This window comes from Burkholderia sp. BCC1996 (assembly GCF_905339955.1).
Classification (GTDB): Bacteria; Pseudomonadota; Gammaproteobacteria; order Burkholderiales; family Burkholderiaceae; genus Burkholderia.
In genome coordinates this window covers 1-19,986 of the sequence record NZ_CAJPHM010000002.1, presented here as the reverse complement: position 1 = coordinate 19,986, position 19,986 = coordinate 1, and the positions used below count along the sequence as shown (strand labels likewise).

The 19,986-nt window shown below is 59.0% G+C and carries 14 protein-coding genes and 2 pseudogenes; 6 read left to right on the top strand and 10 right to left on the bottom strand.

Annotation, left to right across the window (positions count from 1 at the left end; genetic code table 11):
• Positions 1 to 327: 327 nt before the first annotated feature.
• Positions 328 to 1,386, bottom strand: a complete 1,059-nt coding sequence (locus U4Z64_RS02195; RefSeq protein ID WP_321819131.1) for an IS110 family transposase — start codon at positions 1,384 to 1,386, stop codon at positions 328 to 330.
• A 688-nt stretch (positions 1,387 to 2,074) separates the two neighbouring features.
• Here U4Z64_RS02195 and U4Z64_RS02190 point away from each other — a divergent pair.
• The 4 genes from U4Z64_RS02190 (at position 2,075) to ltrA (ending at position 5,989) form a co-directional block, all read left to right on the top strand.
• A complete protein-coding gene (locus tag U4Z64_RS02190; RefSeq protein ID WP_321819130.1) occupies positions 2,075 to 2,542 on the top strand; it encodes a hypothetical protein in 468 nt (155 codons plus the stop codon).
• A gap of 9 nt (positions 2,543 to 2,551) precedes the next feature.
• Complete coding sequence (locus U4Z64_RS02185; protein ID WP_321819129.1) at positions 2,552 to 3,250, top strand: protein mobD; 699 nt, start codon at positions 2,552 to 2,554, stop codon at positions 3,248 to 3,250.
• On the top strand, positions 3,202 to 4,053 hold the full coding sequence (locus U4Z64_RS02180) for a hypothetical protein (RefSeq protein ID WP_415750549.1): 852 nt from the start codon (positions 3,202 to 3,204) through the stop codon (positions 4,051 to 4,053). Before U4Z64_RS02185 ends, U4Z64_RS02180 begins: the two co-directional genes overlap by 49 nt.
• Positions 4,054 to 4,738: 685 nt before the next feature.
• Complete coding sequence (gene ltrA / locus U4Z64_RS02175; protein WP_321819128.1) at positions 4,739 to 5,989, top strand: group II intron reverse transcriptase/maturase; 1,251 nt, start codon at positions 4,739 to 4,741, stop codon at positions 5,987 to 5,989.
• A gap of 1,113 nt (positions 5,990 to 7,102) precedes the next feature.
• Here ltrA and U4Z64_RS37580 read toward each other — a convergent pair.
• Together U4Z64_RS37580 and U4Z64_RS02165 are read right to left on the bottom strand one after the other, a co-directional pair.
• Positions 7,103 to 7,651 (bottom strand): ParB N-terminal domain-containing protein, encoded by a 549-nt coding sequence (locus tag U4Z64_RS37580; protein WP_415750548.1) that lies wholly within the window; start codon positions 7,649 to 7,651, stop codon positions 7,103 to 7,105.
• A 125-nt stretch (positions 7,652 to 7,776) separates the two neighbouring features.
• Positions 7,777 to 8,610 (bottom strand): DUF932 domain-containing protein, encoded by an 834-nt coding sequence (locus U4Z64_RS02165; RefSeq protein WP_321819127.1) that lies wholly within the window; start codon positions 8,608 to 8,610, stop codon positions 7,777 to 7,779.
• A gap of 417 nt (positions 8,611 to 9,027) precedes the next feature.
• Between U4Z64_RS02165 and U4Z64_RS02160 the strand changes: the two are divergent.
• Positions 9,028 to 9,213, top strand: a pseudogene (locus U4Z64_RS02160) (IS3 family transposase); the annotation flags it as partial.
• 204 nt (positions 9,214 to 9,417) lie between these two features.
• Here the strand turns inward: U4Z64_RS02160 and U4Z64_RS02155 are convergent.
• From U4Z64_RS02155 to U4Z64_RS02135, 5 genes are all read right to left on the bottom strand, one after another.
• A complete protein-coding gene (locus U4Z64_RS02155) occupies positions 9,418 to 10,497 on the bottom strand; it encodes a DUF6602 domain-containing protein (protein WP_321819126.1) in 1,080 nt (359 codons plus the stop codon).
• Between the two features lie 398 nt (positions 10,498 to 10,895).
• Positions 10,896 to 11,438, bottom strand: a complete 543-nt coding sequence (locus tag U4Z64_RS02150; protein ID WP_321819125.1) for a hypothetical protein — start codon at positions 11,436 to 11,438, stop codon at positions 10,896 to 10,898.
• A gap of 230 nt (positions 11,439 to 11,668) precedes the next feature.
• Entirely contained in the window at positions 11,669 to 13,705 is a 2,037-nt protein-coding gene (locus U4Z64_RS02145) for a DUF3732 domain-containing protein (RefSeq protein WP_059708107.1), read from the bottom strand.
• Positions 13,702 to 14,178 (bottom strand): three component ABC system middle component, encoded by a 477-nt coding sequence (locus U4Z64_RS02140; protein WP_155635515.1) that lies wholly within the window; start codon positions 14,176 to 14,178, stop codon positions 13,702 to 13,704. Before U4Z64_RS02140 ends, U4Z64_RS02145 begins: the two co-directional genes overlap by 4 nt.
• Positions 14,175 to 15,392, bottom strand: coding sequence for an ABC-three component system protein (locus U4Z64_RS02135; protein ID WP_059708103.1), 1,218 nt, complete (start codon positions 15,390 to 15,392; stop codon positions 14,175 to 14,177). Before U4Z64_RS02135 ends, U4Z64_RS02140 begins: the two co-directional genes overlap by 4 nt.
• A 580-nt stretch (positions 15,393 to 15,972) precedes the next feature.
• Here U4Z64_RS02135 and U4Z64_RS02130 point away from each other — a divergent pair.
• Positions 15,973 to 18,720, top strand: coding sequence for an ATP-binding protein (locus U4Z64_RS02130; protein ID WP_321819124.1), 2,748 nt, complete (start codon positions 15,973 to 15,975; stop codon positions 18,718 to 18,720).
• Positions 18,721 to 18,751: 31 nt separating this feature from the next.
• Here the strand turns inward: U4Z64_RS02130 and U4Z64_RS02125 are convergent, their stop codons facing one another.
• Both U4Z64_RS02125 and U4Z64_RS02120 read right to left on the bottom strand, forming a co-directional pair.
• The gene (locus tag U4Z64_RS02125; RefSeq protein WP_321819123.1) at positions 18,752 to 19,207 is read right to left on the bottom strand and encodes a hypothetical protein; all 456 of its coding nucleotides are present in this window, start codon (positions 19,205 to 19,207) and stop codon (positions 18,752 to 18,754) included.
• Positions 19,208 to 19,563: 356 nt separating this feature from the next.
• Positions 19,564 to 19,986: pseudogene (locus U4Z64_RS02120) on the bottom strand (hypothetical protein); the annotation flags it as partial.

The window sequence follows — 19,986 nt, the reverse complement described above, 5'->3', positions numbered from 1 at the left end:
TTGCGCGGTACGGTGTACGACGTGTTCAATCTGTGCGTGGATCGCTGCTCCGTTGTCGTGAGGCGGTAGTCGCTGCGTATGTGCTTAGCCGTAGAGGTGGCAGACTGCATCCCTGTAACCGGCCTTGTCACGCCCAGAACCACCGGCGCGGGCCATCATATCGAAGCCGCCCGGGAGCTCCCAATTCCATCCGAGACGCAGCCTGCGCAGCGGCGATCAACCGCCGCGCATGGGGCTGGCCAGCAGGATAGCCGGGGTTTTCTCCCGTTCGGTCTGACCTCATGTTGCTATCGCACGGTGCAGCAAGGAGGAAGGAACTACGTGGTACTACACGGTCGCCGCCGGCGCGCGGTAGCGCTGCCAGGCGAGCGGATCGTAGGTTTCGTCGTGGGCCAACATCGCCCATAGCATGCGGGCGTGTTTGTTGGCGATCGCGACGAGCGTCTTGTGATAGCCCTTGCGGTGAAACAGCTCGACGATCCAGCGTCCGAGGCGGGAGAGGCGCTCGGGCAGACAGCGCAGGGCCGACTGCAGGGCACTGCGTGCGCCTTGCACCAGCAGACCGCGCAGGTAGCCGTCGCCGTGCCGGGTCACCTTGCCCAGTCGGGATTTGCCACCAGAACTGTGCTGCAGTGGCGTCAGGCCGAGCCACGCGCCGAACTGTCGGCCATTCTTGAAACTGGACGCATTGGAGACCGTGGCGACGAGCGCGCTGGCGGTAAGCGGCCCGATGCCGAGGAGGGCGCGCAAGCGTTGAGCCGGGGCATTGTCGACCAGATGTGCGGCAATCTCGGCGTCGCAGCGCGCCACGCGTACGTCGAGCGCGGTGAACTGCTCGCGTGCTTCCAGCAGCAGCGCTCGGACTTGCACGGGCAGTCGTGCGTCCTCGGTGAGGTGGGGCAGTGCGGTGCGCAACGTTGAGCGGGAGCGGCCCAGCACGATACCGAACTCGGCGAGCAGGCCTCGCAGGCGGTTGATCAAGGCGGTGCGCTCGTCAACCCATCCCTGACGGGCCCGGTGCCAGCTCAGGATGGCCTGCTGTTCGACCGTCTTGATGGTGACGAATCGCATCGTGGGTTGGCGGGCCGCGACCGCGATGGCTTCGGCATCCGCGGCATCGTTCTTGCCGCCTTTGCGGAACGGGGTGACGAATTCCGGCGCGATCAAGCGGACGGCATGACCTCGCCTCGAGAACCAGCGGCCCCAGTGATGGGCCGAACTGCACGATTCCATGGCGATGGTGCCTGCGGGCGCCCGGACCGCCCAGCGTTCGAATGCGGCCCGCCGCAGTACGCGTCGCTCGCGGACCGCGCCGCATTCGTCGAGCACGCAGATCGCGACGACTTCCTTGGCCAGATCAATACCGATTGTGAAGGGACTGTTCATGAGCTCACCTCGTCATTCGAGAGAAGACGGCACATTGTGCGACGTGGGCCGTCGCGTGCGCTAGCGGTGCGCCGCAGCGCCGAAAGTCCCTGATATTCCATCCCTTATCTTTTTGTCTTTATTCTCGCTGTTCGTCAATTACGGAGCGTGGCGAGCTGTGGATGTGCAGAAAGATGCAGCCGTGGCTGCAAAAAAGACACGTTCATACACGCAGGAAAATGGCCCGTGTCGCGCGATAAAACGAACTGAAGGAAACGAAAAAGATCGCGAACGACACGAGTCGTGTCATGGCAATCCGTAGGCCACCTGACGTAGGAAAACTCATCGTTGAGCGAGGCGTCAGCGATCGAGTCGGTCTCTCGTGGCGCAAGAAAAGCATGGTGTCGAGTACGCCAGTTTGTCGGCACGAGCGCAAACAGAAAAGCTAGTGTCCAAGCGCCGGTCGCGTACATCGCCGTAGGCATGTGCTGCATCACGCTCATGACCGTGGGCGTCCCTCGTAAACAGCTGTTCGTCGGCAATGCCCAGTCCGTGTTGCCCGTACGCGACGACGCAAAAATAATTTTCAATGCCGTGCTATGTCGGTCCGTTCTCAGGCATTCCGATGTAACCAATCAGGCCTGTTTTCGGGCATTGACGGCTCTCACTGCCATCCGCAAGATGGCATAAAGGCAGTGCGTCGAGGCGGATGATGCCGGTCGTGAAGCGTTTTACTCAGGCCCAATGGGACGCCGCCGCGCGCCGTCTCGACGCGCTGCCGGACAAGCCCACACACGAGCATCACGTCACGGTGCGCGATGCGGTGCAGTCGATGCAGCCTCAGATCCGTGGCGCGCAACACAAGGGCTACACGCTCGACGAGATTGTTCAGCAACTGGCGCAAGAGGGTATCGACATCAGCGCCAGCACCTTACGTTACGCAATGCAACGCACTGCGAAAGACTGCAGGGGCGAGACAGCATCAAAGACCGGCCCGGCGGATCGGACGACTGCATCACCGCGCATCAGGAAGTCCAAGCACACGAGACCGCCGCGCGCGGATCACGCAGAAAATCAAGGTGGACAGGACGGAGGAACGGCAGCCACCCAACCGGGGACCATGGTGATTCAGGACGCGTTCTCGTTCGAGATCGCGCCGGACACCGAGAACCTGTAGAGGACGCGTATGGCGACGACTTACCCGATCTATCTAGTGGGCGGCAGCAAGGGCGGTGTGGGCAAGAGCCTGGTCTCGCTCGCGCTGGTCGACTACCTGCAGCGCCGCGATCTTCCCGTCGCGTTGGTCGAGACCGATACGTCCAATCCCGACGTAATGAAAGCGGTTCAGGACGAGCTACCGTGCATCGCCTATAGCCTGGATGAAGCCGAGGGCTGGATCGGCCTAGTCAACTTCTGCGACGAGCGTCGGGATGCTGCTGTCGTCGTCAACACCGCGGCGCGCAGCCAGACGGGCGTCGCGCGCTTCGGCGCGACACTTAGCAGTACGCTCGGCGAACTGCGGCGTGAGCTCGTTGTGCTGTGGGTGATTAACCGGCAGCGCGACAGTCTGGAACTGTTGCGCGCGTTCAGCCCCACCTTTCCCGACGCGACGATCCATGTGGTGCGTAACGGCTATTTCGGTGCGCCGGACAAGTTCGTGCTGTATCAGGCGTCGCAGCTTCGCAAAACAATCGAAGCGCGAGGACATACGCTCGACTTCCCGGATCTGGCAGACCGCGTCGCCGACGAACTGCGCAGTCAGCGGATGTCGATTCGCGCGGCATCGGAAACCCTGCACATCGGCGAACGGGCGGAACTGCTGCGCTGGCGATCGCGGTGCGACGCGATGTTCTCGACCATGATCGGCACCGCCAGGGGCGGGTGATGAGCCGTCGGCGGTCAGTCGATCCGCTCGTTGGTTTGTTTCAGGAGGTGTCCGGCGAAGTGCCGGACGAGGCAAGTCTGGCCCGTATGCGTCGGGTGTCGAGCGTCCTGAATCTGAAAGACAACGACGCGCTCTGGTCGATCCTCGCGGTGCTGGAATACTACGCGCGCCTGTATGAGGCGATGCCGGAGCGTATTCGATGGGCGGGCAAAGGGAGTCTCGACGCGGTGCGGCGAGAGGTCGGAGGTGTCACCGACGCGCTATTGCAGCAACATCGCGACGCGCTAGAGCGGTGCAAGGCAACGATCACGTTGGCGGAAAACCTGATACAGGAACATGAGGCGCGGTACCGTGAAGCGTTGGGCACGCTCAACGAGACGGCACTGACCGCCCTGAGCGAACGATTGGCCGGTCAGGTCGCGCGCTCGGCGGGCAATCGGCTGATCGGCGCGGCGGCGATTTCGGGGCGCGAGCAACACGCGCGGCTGGAAGAGGCGATAGGCGCGTTCGAACAATCGATCGACACGGCGGCGGCGCGGGTGGACGCGTTGGCAGCGGCGATGGAGCGGCGTTTTGCGCGCACGATGCGCTGGCTCTGGCTGGCAGGTATAGCCATCCTCTGTGTGATGTTGCTGGTGACATCCGGCGGGTGGTGGGGGCACCACCCGCCGGGTGCGAATCGCCAAACGGGACAGCCGGGTTACGCGACGTCCGAGTCAATGCGCGCGGCCGTTACCGATTCGCTGGTCGGGAAAGGCCACGGCGGCCGTTCGGCGGTGTCTCTCGATGGCTCGATATCGTGAGCCGCGTGATTGACGCGCGTGTCGTCATGTCCCGCATCCTCATCGCCGTCGATTTCCTCGGTGCCGTCGCATTCCTCGCCGCCGTCCTCGTCATCGTCCTCGCAGATCGCCCATGAGGGCGTCGCCGGAAGTGCACGATCGGTAAGGATTTCCGGGAGCCGTGTGTCACGAACGCAGGCGCGAGCCTGCGGTGCTGTACTGAAGATGGGAGAAGGCCTCCCGAAGTCGGCTTTCAGGAGCAGGCTTCAAACCGCCCGGTGCTGCTGCGTCCAAAAGGCGTGGTGGTGAGCGACCGTGGAAAAGTCACCCGGGAAGGGTGGCAGGTACGTGTTGAGAAGATGAGCGCAAGCGAACCGTTCGACGACGCATCGTTAGAAATCTAAGGTGCTGCCAAAACTGGAGCAGGGCTCCCGCTCCAGGATCAGTCGGGACGTCACCTGATTACGGACCCGATGGCAGTCGGTGTATAGGCGGCATGAGCTCAACACAGGCTTTGGTACGGAACGTGAGAACCTTGTCCTGAATGTAAAGGGAAATGACAAGTGGCAGACACCATGAGGAAGAATACCGATGTCAGGGCAAGGGGCGGAGTTGCTCGTAGTAGTGTTGAAACCCTTGTAATGAGGGTGGAGCGAAGGGGCAACGTTATCCAGTTGACGAACGTCGCCAACCTGCATCAGCGGGGATGAGCGGCATGAAATCAACAAAACCGTATGAGATTGCGAAGCGCACGGTGTGGGAGGCCTATCAATTGGTAAGGGCCAACCGCGGGGCTGCCGGCGTGGATGATGAAACGATCGCCATGTTCGAGCAGGACCTGTCAAGGAATCTATACAAGCTTTGGAACCGGATGTCGTCGGGGTCGTACTTCCCGCCGCCAGTGAAGCAGGTAGAGATTCCGAAGGCGAAGGGCGGAACCAGGAAACTGGGGGTGCCTACCGTGTCGGATCGGGTTGCCCAAACCACCGTCAAGCTGATGATTGAGCCGACTCTCGATCCGCTATTCCATGAAGATTCGTATGGGTATCGGCCGGGTAAGTCGGCGAAACAGGCGATTGCGGTAACGCGTGAGCGTTGCTGGCGATATGACTGGGTCGTTGAGTTTGACATCAAGGCAGCGTTTGATCAGATCGATCACACGCTGCTGATGAAGGCGGTGAGGCGACACATTAGGGAGGACTGGATTCTGCTGTACATCGAACGATGGCTGACTGCGCCGTTCGAAACGGCAGAGGGAGTTACGCCACGCACGCGCGGGACACCGCAGGGCGGGGTGATCAGTCCGATCCTGATGAACCTGTTCATGCACTACGCATTTGATAGCTGGATGAAGCGCGAGTATGCACGCTGCCCGTTCGCGCGTTACGCGGATGACGCAGTGATTCACTGCCGAACTCGGGCGCAGGCGGAAGCCGTGATGCAGGCCATCGCATCGCGGCTGGACGCATGTGGACTCATGATGCATCCAGAGAAATCGAAGGTAGTGTATTGCAGGGATAGCAATCGCACCGGAGAGTATCCGGACGTGCAGTTTACGTTTCTGGGCTTTACGTTTCGTCCGCGGGAGGCGATCAATAAATACGGTCGGCGATTCACGAATTTCTTGCCGGCAGTAAGTAGCGATGCGCTGAAGCGGATGAGACAGACGGTGCGTAGCTGGCGGCTGCACCGACGAACGTCGGTAACGCTGAATGATCTCGCAGAGCAATGCAACGCGACAATAAGAGGGTGGTGGAATTACTACGGGACATTCTATCGGACGGCAATGCTCAAGCTTTCGGCGTATTTAGACTGGAGGCTGGGGCAATGGGCGAAGCGCAAATACAAGCATCTGTCGCGGAGAAAGCGGCAGAGTGCGCACTGGCTCGGCAAGATGAAGAGAATTTCTCCGAGGCTGTTCTACCATTGGCGAGTTGTTCGTAATGCAGTTGGATAATGGGAGCCGTATGAGGTGAGAGCTTCACGTACGGTTCTGGGAGAGCCTCGGGGTGCAATTCCCTGGGGCTACTCACCAGGCCGCGTTCGCGAGGCGCAGTTCCGCAGCGGCCGCCGCGTCGCCTTTTTTCATCTTGGCGAGGTCGGCCGCTACCTTGGGCGACACGGCATCGGACACGACGTCCACGATGCGCGCCTTGCTGACGTGGTCGAAGTACGCGGCGCGGGGTCGGTGCCCAATATCGCGTCATGTCGAGGTTCAGCGCGTCGGCGAGCCCGTTGATCGCATGCGGCATGTCGGATGTCGCGATGCCGTCAAGCAGGGTGCCCGTACAGAAGGCGAGCAGGTCGAGCAGCGTCGTATGCGCATCCTGTCTGAGCAACCACGGTAGCAGATCGGCCGGATTCGCCGGTAATTCGCCGATCCAGCGCGTGCGCTGCGTCTCGATGGCGTTCCACGTAGGGCTGACTGGCAAGTCGTCCGCCGCGTGCAGCAGGCGGTCGTGGTTGTTATCGCCCGTCAGCGCCAGATAGCGCGGCGCGAAGGCGGGGCGATAGTGCTCGGGCAGCGCCTGCGGAATCAGATGGCGCAACAGTGCCGCGAGCGCGACGGCAGGCTGCGCAATCAGTTCAGCATGGACGGCGGCGGTACGGTGCGCGCTCAGCCGCTGGCAGAGCGTCGCGCTATGGATCGGCTTGGCCTTGGCCGGCGTGTCAGCTGCATCAGCCGGATCCGTCGTGTCCGGTGCATCCGCTTCGGGTGTGCCGGTCACGGTCGCGCCTGCTGCGTCGAGTGCCGCGCAGTTCTCGCGTCGCACGAGACCCCGCTCGATGACCAGCTCGCCCTGCGGGCCGACGATCACGAACGCACCGGATTCCGCCATCTGCGACGCATCCCACTCGATGGCGCAGCTTGCGAGCGCACGGATCGCGGTTTCCACGCTCCCGATTTCGGCATCGAGGCGCTCGGCTTCCTCGTAGGCATCCTCGTCGTCCTCCGGCAGCGCGTCGAGCTTGTCGCTCAATTCGGTGCGTTGCGCGGTGAGGGCGTCGATTTCGCGCTGCTCGTCGTAGGTGTACGGGCGCTGACCCTGACGCAGTCGGCCGTAACGGTTCAGTTCCAGTACGTCGCGCTCCACACGCATTTCTGTCCAGCCCCAGCCTTCGGCACGCACCGTTGCAGCCGCCGCATCGAGTTTCTGCGCGACCAGACGCTGCAGCAGGTCGGCCTCGGCAATATAGCCCGCGTGCTCGTCGTCGGAAAAGAGATCGCGGCGCACGTAGCCGCCCGCTGCCTCGTAGGCGGCGAGGCCGACAAAACGCACGAGGCGGTTGCGGCTCGCATCGATCTCGGCGTGGGTGATCGTCTGCCGCAGATAGTGTGGCTGGCGCTGCCACTCGTTCGCCTCGAACCACAGGCGTTGATCTCGTGGACCACGAGGTTTTGCAGCAGGCCTTTGGCACGGATATTGGCGGCCAATCCGGCAATGCCGGATGGTGCCTTCGTGCGTACATTTAACGGGGAACGTTGCAGGCTGGAATACGGCACGGTCACGACCGGCTGTTCATTGCCGAAGTTCGTTTCGCGCGCGACGGCGGGTTCGGCGGCGAGATCGGCGGTGTCGAGGGCCGTGGTGACGGCTTCAACAGATTGGGCTTGCATATTCGACTCCTGAGAGTAGAAAGATGCCGGGCCAGTAAGGGGCGAATGCGTCAGGACGTGACCCGACGGGCGTCATGGCGCAAAGCTACGAAGCAGGGCAACGCAAATGCGTCGCCCTGAAGTCGCTACGCCTTCATCTGGCGCATGGCGTCCGCGAGCATCCACAGCGCGCGGTTGAGCTTCACGTTCTGGTCGATGCCTGTAATGGGGCGGGTGGACATCGCACGGCCCGAGCGGGAACGGCCGTGCAGGCCACCCTTGGTCAGGTTCTCCTGCACGCGGTTGAACACGGTCCAGAGATCGTCGCGGCGATCCTCGAAGCGGCGCGGGGCCAGCAACTGGCTTTCGCGGATGGGGGCTGGGACGTCGGCATCGGTCGAGTCATAGCGCAGCGCGAGCGCGGAGCGCGCGAACGCATACTGTTCGTCGCGCTCGAGTGACACGGCACGCATGCCGTCTTTCTGCTCGCGGATCAGGGTGAAGCCGTCGAGCACGTCGAACGCGCCGTTGATCACGTTCTGGACCACATTGCCTTTGTGCGGCACGCGGATATCGGCGATGTTCTCGCCCGCGACCATGCCGTTCTGGCACACGAACCGGAATGTTCCGGCGAGCATCTGATAGCTGCTGGTGCCGTCGTGCGAGTTCAGCAGCACGATCTCGTCGGCTTCCTCGCCGGTGATCTGGTCGGCATGGCGTAGCCGGAGCATGTGCTTGGTGAATTCGCGCTTGCTGGCATCGCGCACGCGGGTCTGGCAGATCATGAACGGCTGGAAGCCTTCGTTGCGCAGACCGCGCAGCACGTCGATGGTGGGAATGTAGGTGTAGCGCTCCGAACGGCTTTCGTGCTTTCCGTCCGCGAAAATGGATGGGGCGACGCGTCGAATCTGATCGTCCGAGAGGGGCGACTCGGCGCGCAGCATCGGGGCGCTGTAATGGAAAGAGGAAGCGAGTTGCATGGTGATCTCCACAGTCAAGGTTGAGGACCTGAACCGGGCGAGGAGAGGTGCCTTGCCGTTGCGGCTGGACACCTCCCGGTGGAACTCGGGGTTGGTCTTGCTGCTGCCTGACTCCCGGGTTCCCGCCCGTGCGACTGGGGGAGCCGATAGCGGGCAGGCGTCAAGGAAAAAGGCGAGGGAGGGGTGCGGGCAACACGGTCCCTCGCCCCTTGATGTCTGCCCGCTATTGGCTACGGTCGCGGGTCAAGGGCGGGAAGTTGGGAGTCGGGTGCATGCCATGCCGCGGGTTGGCCGGGTACTGGGGAGGCTGGTGGCCGGGCACTGGGGAGGCTGCGTTTGCATCGAAGTCGACGGGCGAGTGCTACCGCACGAGGAATCGCCAACGAAGCGGGTTCGAACAAAGAATTTTCAGCTGAGTACCGTGAGGCAGGGCTGGCTGTGCGGCGCCGTCGCAAGCGCCACGGCGTAATGATTGAGCGCGAGCAACTGGCATTGCCGGGCGCACCCAACGAGGTGTGGTCAATCGATTTCGTGATGGATGCGCTTTCCAACGGCCGGCGCGTGAAGTGCCTGACCGCCGTCGACGATTTCACGAAAGAGGCTGATCGCGAGAACCAATCGAGCGAACGCAAATTCGTGGCCGCACGTGCCATGCTCTGCGCTGGAGGGCTCATGGCCCGCAAGCCTAGGGAGGAGGCCGATTGGTCGTCGCTGCAGATCTTCATCGCGGCACGTTCCAGGGGCCGCGCGTCGAAGCGCTCCTCGTACGGCCAACGCGCGGCATCGACTTGCCGAGTCCCATGGCTCTCACGGGCCGGTGAAAAAATCGTATGAGTAGGCTTTGGGGTCGAGTGCATGAGAATGTGGCGAGAACGGGTAAATTGGGACCCGGCTCACCGCAATCGCAAGTTCTGACGCGAACTGCATGATGTGGCGGTGGTCGTCGTTCGCAGGCAGCCAACGAAGACCGCAATCGGTAGGCAAGTCGTCGTTGGTGCCATGAATCCTCTTCACCGTTTGGACTGGGTACGGGTAGGGTATAGAGCGCACATTATCGCCAGATTCATCTGGTATGCTAAAGAAATACGAAAGGAATCCTTGTTTCAAGCTAAGAATGAAATTCTGTCGCAAGGGTGCGCTTCCGGCACTTCTGATGAGTTCCTTGATGTTTCGATCGAAGTTAGCTTTTTCGCTTCTATTCGGATCAGGCGCAGGAAACTCGATCTCCTCGCAAACAAGGAACGTTACCAACGCTTGCTCCTCAATCTTGTCGGGGGTGTAGAGAGACGACGCCGCCTCAACCCGATGCAGAGGGCCCGAATTGTAGTCGTCGTATTCTCGATCGATGGCCAGAAATCGTTCCCTGTCGATGACGACGGCGACAGTCGGCGCTACAGGGAGCGAAAAAACGGTCATGTCGTGTCGCACCTTCTTTGCGGCACTGAGCTTCGCAAGCGCTTCTTTAGCCGCGTCGAAAGACAACTTCGATTTCACTTCTCCTACCGCAGCACAGACCTCGGGCGGGAACATGACTAGTCCGCCTGGACTTTCCAGTTGCGGAGAGGTGTCGCGGTCGTAGATGATTGCGTCGCATTGGGTACTCCGGCGCTCCAAGAAGGGCACCAAAAACCCATCGCCGACAGCGAGTCGTGCCGGCAGGAACTGTTTCAAGAAAGATTGCAGCAGCTTTTCTCGGAACCGTCCGAACTCACCCGCGTGGGACAGGCCGTTCTTGACATCCCTGCTTTCGAACATCGAACGACTGAGCTGCAGATAGTCATCCTTGAATCTCCTCGCGCTGTTCAGGGCAACCTGAGCGACCGAGGATATGATTGCATCGTCAGGTCCGAGCATCTGTCCGTTTTTGAGGGTCGAGAATTCACTCATTGCATCTTCCTATCCGGCAAAGGGAACTTGGTGATCGTGCGCTTGCTTGCTGTGGCATGTACTTGTGTGGGCACACAGTTCCGCTCGCGTGAAGCGAGGTCATTGTACGATTGACTGCGAGGCGCCAACTTGGAAAAATCACTCACCGATAATATGACGCGTTCAGTGAAGGCGACGTTCGACAATGGGAAGGAGTCCTGTCGTCTGCAGATCATCTGAAGCGATTGCGCATGTGCCGGTGTCCGCACCTTGAAGCCGGCCTCGACGCGGCCAGCAGGGTTGCCATCACCCGGCTTGCTGCGGCCGTTCCTGAGCGCAAAACCATGCGTGACAGATTTGATGAGGTTGGCTATGACGGGATGACACGCTAACAATCAAGTTTGCGGATCTATGCGGGATCAGAGGTGCTGCTCCTGAAAATCGCGTTGCTTTTCCGGCTGTGCGTTTTCACAGATTGTTTTCATTTTTGCGCGCAACGCAGTCCATATTTCCGATTGCCACTCGCTTTCACGCAACTGATCGGCGTATTGTCGAAGTACGAGACGCAACGAATTCGCAAATGCGGTGGCATTGATTGTCTTTTCCAGCAGCATTGGACCAGATCGACGTATGCGCCATCCGCCGGTGGTTTCCGCCTGATGGAGGATACCGCAGCGTATATGCTCGTAAAATTCGTCGGCGACGGGGACGAAAGATTCAAATGCTGGCCATCGTGAGAAGAACCCCTTGAACGCTTTCCTAGACCGTCCGTTTGACTGTCCCCAACCTCGAGCAAAGCACTCGATAGCTTCGATCATTAAACAGCTCACTGCCATGATCGTAAAGCCGTTTTTCTTCGAGGGGGCGACCTGAATCGGAGTCAGGTACCGTTCGGTGAAGCGTTGCTCGATGAAAGCAGCGATCGCGTTCTGGTCACGAGCTTGCTCGAGCTTGCGATACATCGCTACGGTGCACGAGCTGGAGAGAAAAACGGGGCCCGTGGGATGGATGATCAGTTTGTTCTCGTGCATTCCGAGCAGAGGTATTGTGGTGGCGACTTTGGCGTACCGATGCCGATATGAGCGGCGCGTTTTTTAAGGCCTGCGCCGCCGCCGCGATCGACCAGAGATACAACTCGGCATCGCCGATCTGCTGGCCAATCTGGAAATCGGGGGTAGGGGCGCGCGGGTGATCAGCGCGTGTCGGAGCGGCGCGGCCATTCGGTTGGAATCAGTGCTTCTCCCGACGCGCGCGTCCAGCGATACTTCGTCGCATTCACGTAGCGGGGATCGTCAAAGAAATAGGCGTGCTCGAGCAGAAGTACCTGGAGGTCATCTCGTCTGTCGACTTCAGAGAATAGGAAATCAATATGCTGCCGCATAGCCTGAAAATCCTCGTCATCCGCACTGATGGAAACAACGTCCGGTCCATCGGTGTCGTCATCGCCCTCGTCGGCGTAGTCGACAACTTTATGGACCTTGCTGCCCTGCTTGATGGCAGCCTGCGCTGTGCGGTTCGGAAAATAAGGCCGACTGATCTGGTCGAGCACAAGAAGTCCTGGCACCGGACGACGCTCCTTCTCAAAATATCGCTGCAAGCCAAAAGACAATGCGACATGTACAGCCAGACAGTTCGCGTCTGACCCGACATCGGTCATCGAAAGGATGGCGCCAGCGGCACCTGGCTCGGCGACGGAGACACGAGGCTCTCGGGACGAGAAAATGAGCTCTGCATCGATGCAGGGCTGCGCTTTGGGCAGTCCGGAAAAAGCCTCGGACGCGAACTGCGATATCGTGCTTTCTGCGCGCTGCAGACGCACGCGTCTGTTCGCCACGTCGACAAGCCCTTCGAGGCGTGCAATTTCGTCATGCAATGAGCTGAAGTCTTTTGCCGGTGCGAGCAGTCGATCATCCAGCGTCTCGAGGAAATACGTCACCTTTCCTCGTACGTAGGACTGAAGTTGTGCAAGATCTGCCAGTCGCTGGCTTTCCTTGATGCGTGCGAGGGCGGCAGCAATCGTGGCGTCGAGCTCCCGTAGTTCACCGCTCAATTCCTGCGCGCGCTCGTCAAGCTGTGCCGCCTTTCCGTCAAGTTGTGGCCGGATTCGTTGAATGGAACTGCTCTCGGCTCTTATCGTGGATATCGTTCTCTTCAACGCGGTCGCTATTTTCACCCCCTCATCCGTCGGCGACCGGCATACTGGACAGGAGGCGGAGACGTCATCAAGATTCAGATGTTCGACTATCCGTAACTTGTCCAATTGTCGGCCTATTGCGCTCTCGTATCCGGCTGACTCGCGAGCGGCGACGACCGCAGCCTGGTAACTCCGCTTTGTCCGGTTAAATTCGGTAAGAACGTTGCGCCGCCGCTCGTGCAGGATGGCTACCTCGCCCTCATTCGGATAGGGGGGAGTGGGAGACTGGGTGGTTACGGCGGCGTTCAGGAACTCGACCAGTTCCAGTTCGTTCGCGTCAGCAGGAGGGGGCGCGCTGAGCCCGACCTCATGTGCCTCCAGTAGCAGAATTCTCGCGCGTTGTTTGAGGAGATTATCGTTTGATCGTCTCGCGTCCTCACGCGCTGTCTCCGCCTCAAGCTCCTTGCGACGAAGACGCAGTTGGCGTTCAGCTGCTACCGATTCTTCGGTGCTGACGCCGAGAAAGTAGGGCATCGTTGAGATAATGCCGTTGGCCTTGCGGCTGTCATCAAGACCGTGAAAAAGTACCGTTTCGCTGTCGATGACTTCCTTCGTCACAAAAATATAGGGCGTGACATGACGTACTGTGGCGCGGTCGCGCTTCTGATATTGAAGGGTGGAGGATTCGCTCGAGTCGCCAATACCGAATGCTCGTTCCAGCATTCCTTTGGCGGCTTCGACGTTGGTCCTGCCTTCGAAATTCTCGACGCGTCGTGGAACGTCCAGGGCCTTGCCCGTGGTGACATACATGTATTCACTCGCGCTACGCCCTACGCCGGGGATCAAGCGACACGCGATGAGTTCATCTCGCCCACGCACCCATTTGACGCCGACGGCAAGGCTATGACGTCGGACGTACGCAGGCAGGGTGCACTTTGACGAGCCGAGGCAGTAGTCCAGCGCCTTGATGATGGCAGATTTGCCTGTTCCAGATGCCCCGGTGATCACGTTGACACGTGCGGGTTGCAGAACAATCTCGCGAAAACGATCATCGACACCGAGAAAGAAGATTCGTTCGACGTTCCAGCGGTTCATACAGAGACTCCAAATCCTTCCATGACAGCCCGAGGCGATCCCGCTTCGGCGATCCAGGCGCCAAGCAGACGCGCGCGTGAAAACGCGGGGTCGATCGCACCGTCGCTCGTTGTTTTTGGCAGCTTCCTGTTAAGCGATGAGAGTAATCCATCGGTACCAAGAAACAACTGCTTTGAGATGCAACCAAATCGTATCGCGTCCGAGGTAACCGAGAGGGTCCCGTTGATGCGTTTCGCGAGGCCATCGCACAACTGTGGATTGCGATGAAGCCAAACCGAGAATCCGGTCCGGGCATTGGTGCCTTCGAAAGTTGACGCGAGATCCTCGGACATCGTGATGGGCAGAATAAGATAGGCTGTAACCAGAGACGGCGAAGTATCGATGCGCTTTCGATAGGTCTCGCAGAATTCCGCAAGCACCGCGGCACAGAACGCGGGATTGGTTTGGGCGTAGAGGTCGAAGGCGATTCTCATTTTCCTTTACCTAGCAATTTTTCGAATTCCGGATGCCATCCGACGCGCAGCTCAATAGCAAGTGTTTGATATGTACCTCTGACGTAGTACGCAGCACTCCAGTTTCGTGCAAGCGGGGGGAGTTCCTTGTATGCGTCGTCGTTGGACCAGCGCAGTAGCGCTTTCCCAGCCAGACGCTTTCCGTTGCTATCAAGCTCCTCGCAATCTTCGACCATACGTTCGTGTTTGTCCTTCCACGCTTCCTCGAGAATGCTGTCGTATCGGGTGAGACGCGCAGCCATATCAAGGCGGGTGGTGGACCATATGTAACGTTGTTCGTGAGCGCGCCATTGCTCCCGTCTGGCTGTTGTGTAATCGCTCCTCGTTCCATTGACGAGTTCAATCTGTCGCGCCAGCATCGAGTCCGGTTCGTGTTCGACGGGAGGCAAGAGGGTTTCGAAGTCCGGCGCAAGTTCATCCCTTTCCAGCTCGGCAGCTATTTCAGAAATCTGCTTGAGAACCTCTATCTTGCTAATGAACCTGTCGCGTGATCCGGCCAACGTATAGACTGTCTGCCTGTCCCACCAACCGATGAGTCGCTGGGCAATGGCGACTCTATTATCGGGCAGGAAAAGAGTCAGGGTAGCGGCGATGTCATCCTCAATCTGAACAATATTGGAGAATCCCGTACTGATTCTCACTTGTTTCAGTAAGGCGTATCGTCTGGATTCATCAAGTTTGAGGTATGCCTGGCAGCCAGGAAGACGGTCGACGTGAGGAAGCGGGGACTGCTTCGCAGTTTTTGCGGTCGTGTGCTCCGAAATGACGCGTTCGGCTTCCGTTACCAGTGCGTCGTGAAGATCAGTCCGGCTTGCTGTGTCGTCTAGCAGGCATTGCAGTGCCTTGTCCTTACCGAGGGGAGCGACAGCGACCAGCTGAAAGGTGGTATCAGTCACGCTAACGCGAGGCAGGACGTCGATCCACGCCTTCAAAGTTTTCCACAATGCCCGCGAGGACAGGGTGATCGGCGGCGGCGAGGCTGACATTGAATGCTTTAGCTGGCTCAGGAGCGGCTGTCCGTTCACGTGTATTTCGACGTCGTCCAGCCGTTCGAGGCAAACCGTTGCATCATCGTGGGGTTGCTGGAGCAGAGCATATAGCGCATAGAAGGCCTGAAAGTAAAAGCCCAATGCGGCGTCGTCAGCGGAATGGTCCTTTGATCCTGAATAGTTCATTTTCCGCTCCCGGGAAAGGGCCATGCATTTGTCCACGCTCGCCCCGCATTCAAAGTGGTCTCGTCGGCTTGTTTGGCATCTCACTTGACACAAGCCAGGCTGTCGCGCGGCATCGTTCCGGGAGATGCGGACTTCCAACTGTCGATATCGAAGGATCGGAGAACCGAGCCTCCCCCCAAATGGTGGCCAATTATGCCGCGATTTACCATGCCGATGTTAACGTGCCAGGTTGTGTCGCGGTTATTCGAGAGTCTTTGCAGTCGGGAAAAACAATGCAGATCGCATCGCTGCATCGGTCTCGCCCTGGCAGGTAACGCTGCTTCGGGCGCGTTGAGTTGGCAATGTGTCGGTTCCGCAGCCCAACCTAACTGAACTTAGTGCGCGATCTGTGCGGATAGTCAGGCAGCAGCCGCTCCAGCCTAATGAGAGCAAGGTAGAATCTGCAACGCTGCGGCGATCGCTGCTTTGCGTGGCCTTGCCTGTCAGTGGACGGAGGCAGGCGTTGAAAATGAGATCTTTGGCCCGAAGACGGTAGCCCTAGCTAGCGGGTAATCTTGGACGACGGAGAAACATGTCAAGCATGACGAGTCTCGAAAGTTTCAACCTGGATAGTCGCCAGCTTGCGCGAATCGAGGCTGTGCATCGCGGCTTCCTTTACCAACACCTTTACGCCTTGGCCTGCCTTTTTCAGGCGCCAGGTGCTGGTGTTACGCAAGTTATCGTCGAGAACGACGAAGACGTCGAACTGGTGCTCTCAGCTGCACGAATCTATGCGCAGGTAAAGACGCGTAGTTCGCCTCTGATCTTCAGTGATATTGATAGCGCGCTTACACGCTTCAATTCAATCCGGGCCGAACACGAGGTGGGTCGCAGGAGCGGCGAGGCGAAGTTCGCAATTGTTGCAAATAGCGAACCGGGACCGGAATTGTCAGAAAGGTTGAGGAGCCAAGGGTGGCCATCCGATGTCTCGCTCCATTGGCCGGGCAGCGTCGGTGTAAAAGAGCCTGCGCTGCCGGCGCCATGGCGTAGTGTTTCTGATGGATTCGCTTCTTGCCGAGCGACAGCCGAGACGTTACCTTTTTCGATCCTGGCTCCCGAAACGCTCGTCTGGAAGCTCGCGGGTCGGATCATGGCGGCGTCCGCAGGGATAGCGCCCAATGCCAACCACGCCTTCATTGTCGAAGATCTGCCGGTGATTTTCGAGCAGTTGGTCATACAATTGCAGGATTTCCCGGCGCCGCCGATTCGATACCGCCCCCAGGACAAGGAGCCCCCGCTCGTATCGGCCGATCGAGTTCGACTGGTCACTGGCTTTTCGGGGGCTGGGAAGACATCTTGGGTGTCACAAACGGCTTTGCATAGTATCGATAGGCTGATCTATTACGACGCCACCGACGTCTCCGGAACTGCTCTCGCGACGGCTCTCGCCCGTGAACTCGCAGCACGGCTGTTTGGGACGAGCAGCGGGAAGTTAGGCCAGATTTTGTTGCCGGGAGCGACCGGGAAGGAAATTCTTTTCGCAATTGGACGCCACCTTGCGGGAGATAACCTTAGTGCAACCGTAGTGCTGGACAACGCCCACAACATACCCGCCAGTGATCTGATTTCGGTGGTCAATGCCTCGTCGCAGCTGCATTATGTTTTGCTCGCACGTCCGAATTCGGCGGTCGCGCGCATAGAGGCAACATTGGGCATCCGATCGGAGCCACTTCTCGGGTGGAACAACGAGACCGTCGCGGCCGAGGGTGCGTCGCTCGGGTGTCGAGCCGACTACACAACGTATGAACGCATCCTGAAACTGACGGGTGGACTGCCGTTGTATGCGCAGAATGCGCTAAAAATCGCGGCTGAAAATTACGAAGGGGAGGTCGCCCGGTTTTGCTCGGCGCTCGAGGAGCGGACGCACATCGTTGAGACCGTCCAAGAACTGATTCTGGCTGAAGTATTCGAGAGCTACAGCGCCAACGAGCGCCTCGTGGTTGCGGCGCTTGCTCTCAGTGACGTTTCGCTCAGTCAAGCTGAAGCAGGTGCAATTCTTAACGCCACATTCGGAATGGAGAACCCCGCCGCAGCCACAGCATTTAGACAACTGCGATTGACGGGTGCCATTCAGGTTTTTGGTGTCGATCGATTCAAGATCCATGATGCAATAGCGCCACTGGGTCGTGCTCATCTCGATAGTCTCGGAATCGAAGTTGTTCGGAAAGCGCAGGCAGCGATCCGTGATCTCCTCATGACGGCGCTTCCCCAGAATCATGATCGTCAGCGTGTATTCTTGTTGTTGAGGATGTTCGTCGCATTAGGCGACATCAAACCATTGGTTCAAGTGGCGACCGATGAGCTCTTTCACGAGCTTGGCTATATGGAAGAGATTTCCGATTATCTCAATCAGGCCGTTGCGTCAGGGGATATTTCTGCAGAAGATCGGTTCTGGGCCTTGGACGGACTGGTCTTCGCGCACTTCAAGCAAGGTGACGAAGGTGACATCCGTCGCATGCTCGACCAGATGGACGAGTTGGTGCGACAGAATGATTTGGGGCTATCGGAGCGGCTCGCCGTCGGCATGAAGCGCATGATCTTCGCCGCGCGAGAAAAGGATGCAGCGACTGTGAAGGCTACGATGACCGAATTGAGTCGCGTGTTGCCTCAAACGCCCCAACATCTGCGTGTTGCCAAGTATAACTACGCGCATGCGCTGTTCGAGCTGGAGATGATCAACGAATGCGTCACGGTGACGCTTGATCTGATTGTTGAATACTACGACCTCCTTGGCCTCACCTTAAGTAACGTCATGGCAAAGAGCCCGGAGTATATCTTTCCTCTTCTGGAGCAGGGTCACGATCATTCTGACGACCTCAAACACCTGGCCGATACCTTGGATTTGCAGGCTAAGGCGATCAACGCAATAGGCGGACATGCTGGGCTCGCTCGGATCCATGCGTTGAAGTTTTATTCAATGGCCAACTCCGTAGATTCGTTTGTCCGAGTAGGTCAAGACCTTGTCGACGAGTTCATCGCTCGACATGATTACGTTGGCGCGAGGGAATTTATCGAACGGAACTTGATGCCCACTATCCTCGGGCTGAAGCTCGCAGGACGCGTGATTGCCGTCCGCAGTCAGTATGCCGTGGTCCTTGCCTATTGTGGTGCATTTGATGCGGCGGATGCTGAGATGGATCGATTAACACCCTACGAGGGAGGCCTCGATCTGCGTGACCGGTCTGAGCTACAACAGCAGCGCGAACTTATTGCAAAGCTAAAGCTTCACCCACCGCCACCACAGTGGGAGATGCCTGCGCGGCTCAACAAATCGATAGGTGAAGACTGACGCAGGCAGGGGCTAATCTAGGATTTGCTTCCTACGATGCGATGAATCGCCGTAGAAAGTAGTCGACCTCAGATTGCGCCGAGCAGTGGTATGTGTCACTGATCATCTTCCTAATGGTCTCGCCACGGGGGCCGGCGCGTTGGTCCCCTTCTGTAAGATCGACAGCATCCAGGTCTGCCTTCGAAAAACCTTCCGCCGGCATCGGATTTACGGTCCAGATCTCATTCAGTCCCGCTGTCGCTCCGTTGGAGAATTCAATTTGCGTCAGCAGACTCGGAAGGATGCTGTCGAGCCCATAGAATCGCGCCGCGGCGAGCTTGGTACTGACACGCACGTCAAGAATGGGCCTTCTTCTGTAGAACGTGACGTCCGTCGGCTGTCCCGACGCGGACAAAATGGTTAGCGTATGCGCCAGCATTTCTTCGCGAGAGCCGAAGTGCTGCTCCAATCGCTCAATTGCTTCTTGCGGAGTAAGATCGTGGCTCAACCGGGTAACCTCTTTTGTACGTGCCGGCCCATTCGCGAGACTGAGTGCTACACGGACGCTCGGGTTTGGCACAGCATATTGCTAAAAGCATCATCCGTCGCGGAGCGTCGCGATACCGAGTCGTTGGCTATCGCCGACAGATTGTTCGAACGCTACAAAATCCGCCGGTGATCCAAATCACTGGCTTCAACCGCTTGTGTCGATTCCTTTGTTCGGGGCGAGCCGAACTCAGATGATTGTAGCAATACTCGTGTGTTAAGTATCGACAGGTTGACATTGCCGCGTGGTTGCAGAGCGCGTGTGCTCCATGGTGCCGCTGCAGAGTGCATGCGGAGCGCGCCTTCCCCACGATATTATTATCGGCGTGCGGCAGCCGTAACGTGACGCGTTGACGTTCCCACCTCATTGGACGCGTTCTGATTGTCGAGAAATCGTTCGCGATACCCAGGGAGGCACGTGCAGTCGCGCGACCGCTCTACGCCTATGAGTGCGATAACGTCGTCCACACTTTCCGATGGAATCCGCATGCGGCCGTCGCGTAGGGCGTGATAAAGCGCGTCGACAGCGTGTTGAACGCCGAGTGTGGCGATCACCGTCGGATGCCGAAGAAGGTCTAGCGACCAGTGCGGCACTAACGCTGGCAGTAGTGTGCTGGCGCGTGTTCGCCCCCTTCGTTCATCAATAACCGGCCGAAGCCTTCTGGAGGCGGCGACGGCAATCGTCGCGGCCTCACCATCGTCCAGCGACGGAGATGTCGAGGTTAGTTCGTGGAAAATCAG

Bases quoted from the DNA above. Each gene is read 5' to 3' on its own strand.
- U4Z64_RS02150 (WP_321819125.1), bottom strand. From the start codon at position 11,438: ATGTATCGCAAGCTCGAGCAAGCTCGTGACCAGAACGCGATCGCTGCT.
- U4Z64_RS02140 (WP_155635515.1), bottom strand. From the start codon at position 14,178: ATGAGAATCGCCTTCGACCTCTACGCCCAAACCAATCCCGCGTTCTGT.
- U4Z64_RS02185 (WP_321819129.1), top strand. From the start codon at position 2,552: ATGGCGACGACTTACCCGATCTATCTAGTGGGCGGCAGCAAGGGCGGT.
- U4Z64_RS02130 (WP_321819124.1), top strand. From the start codon at position 15,973: ATGACGAGTCTCGAAAGTTTCAACCTGGATAGTCGCCAGCTTGCGCGA.
- U4Z64_RS37580 (WP_415750548.1), bottom strand. From the start codon at position 7,651: ATGCAAGCCCAATCTGTTGAAGCCGTCACCACGGCCCTCGACACCGCC.
- U4Z64_RS02165 (WP_321819127.1), bottom strand. From the start codon at position 8,610: ATGCAACTCGCTTCCTCTTTCCATTACAGCGCCCCGATGCTGCGCGCC.
- U4Z64_RS02145 (WP_059708107.1), bottom strand. From the start codon at position 13,705: ATGAACCGCTGGAACGTCGAACGAATCTTCTTTCTCGGTGTCGATGAT.
- U4Z64_RS02195 (WP_321819131.1), bottom strand. From the start codon at position 1,386: ATGAACAGTCCCTTCACAATCGGTATTGATCTGGCCAAGGAAGTCGTC.
- U4Z64_RS02190 (WP_321819130.1), top strand. From the start codon at position 2,075: ATGATGCCGGTCGTGAAGCGTTTTACTCAGGCCCAATGGGACGCCGCC.
- U4Z64_RS02155 (WP_321819126.1), bottom strand. From the start codon at position 10,497: ATGAGTGAATTCTCGACCCTCAAAAACGGACAGATGCTCGGACCTGAC.
- ltrA (WP_321819128.1), top strand. From the start codon at position 4,739: ATGAGCGGCATGAAATCAACAAAACCGTATGAGATTGCGAAGCGCACG.
- U4Z64_RS02135 (WP_059708103.1), bottom strand. From the start codon at position 15,392: ATGAACTATTCAGGATCAAAGGACCATTCCGCTGACGACGCCGCATTG.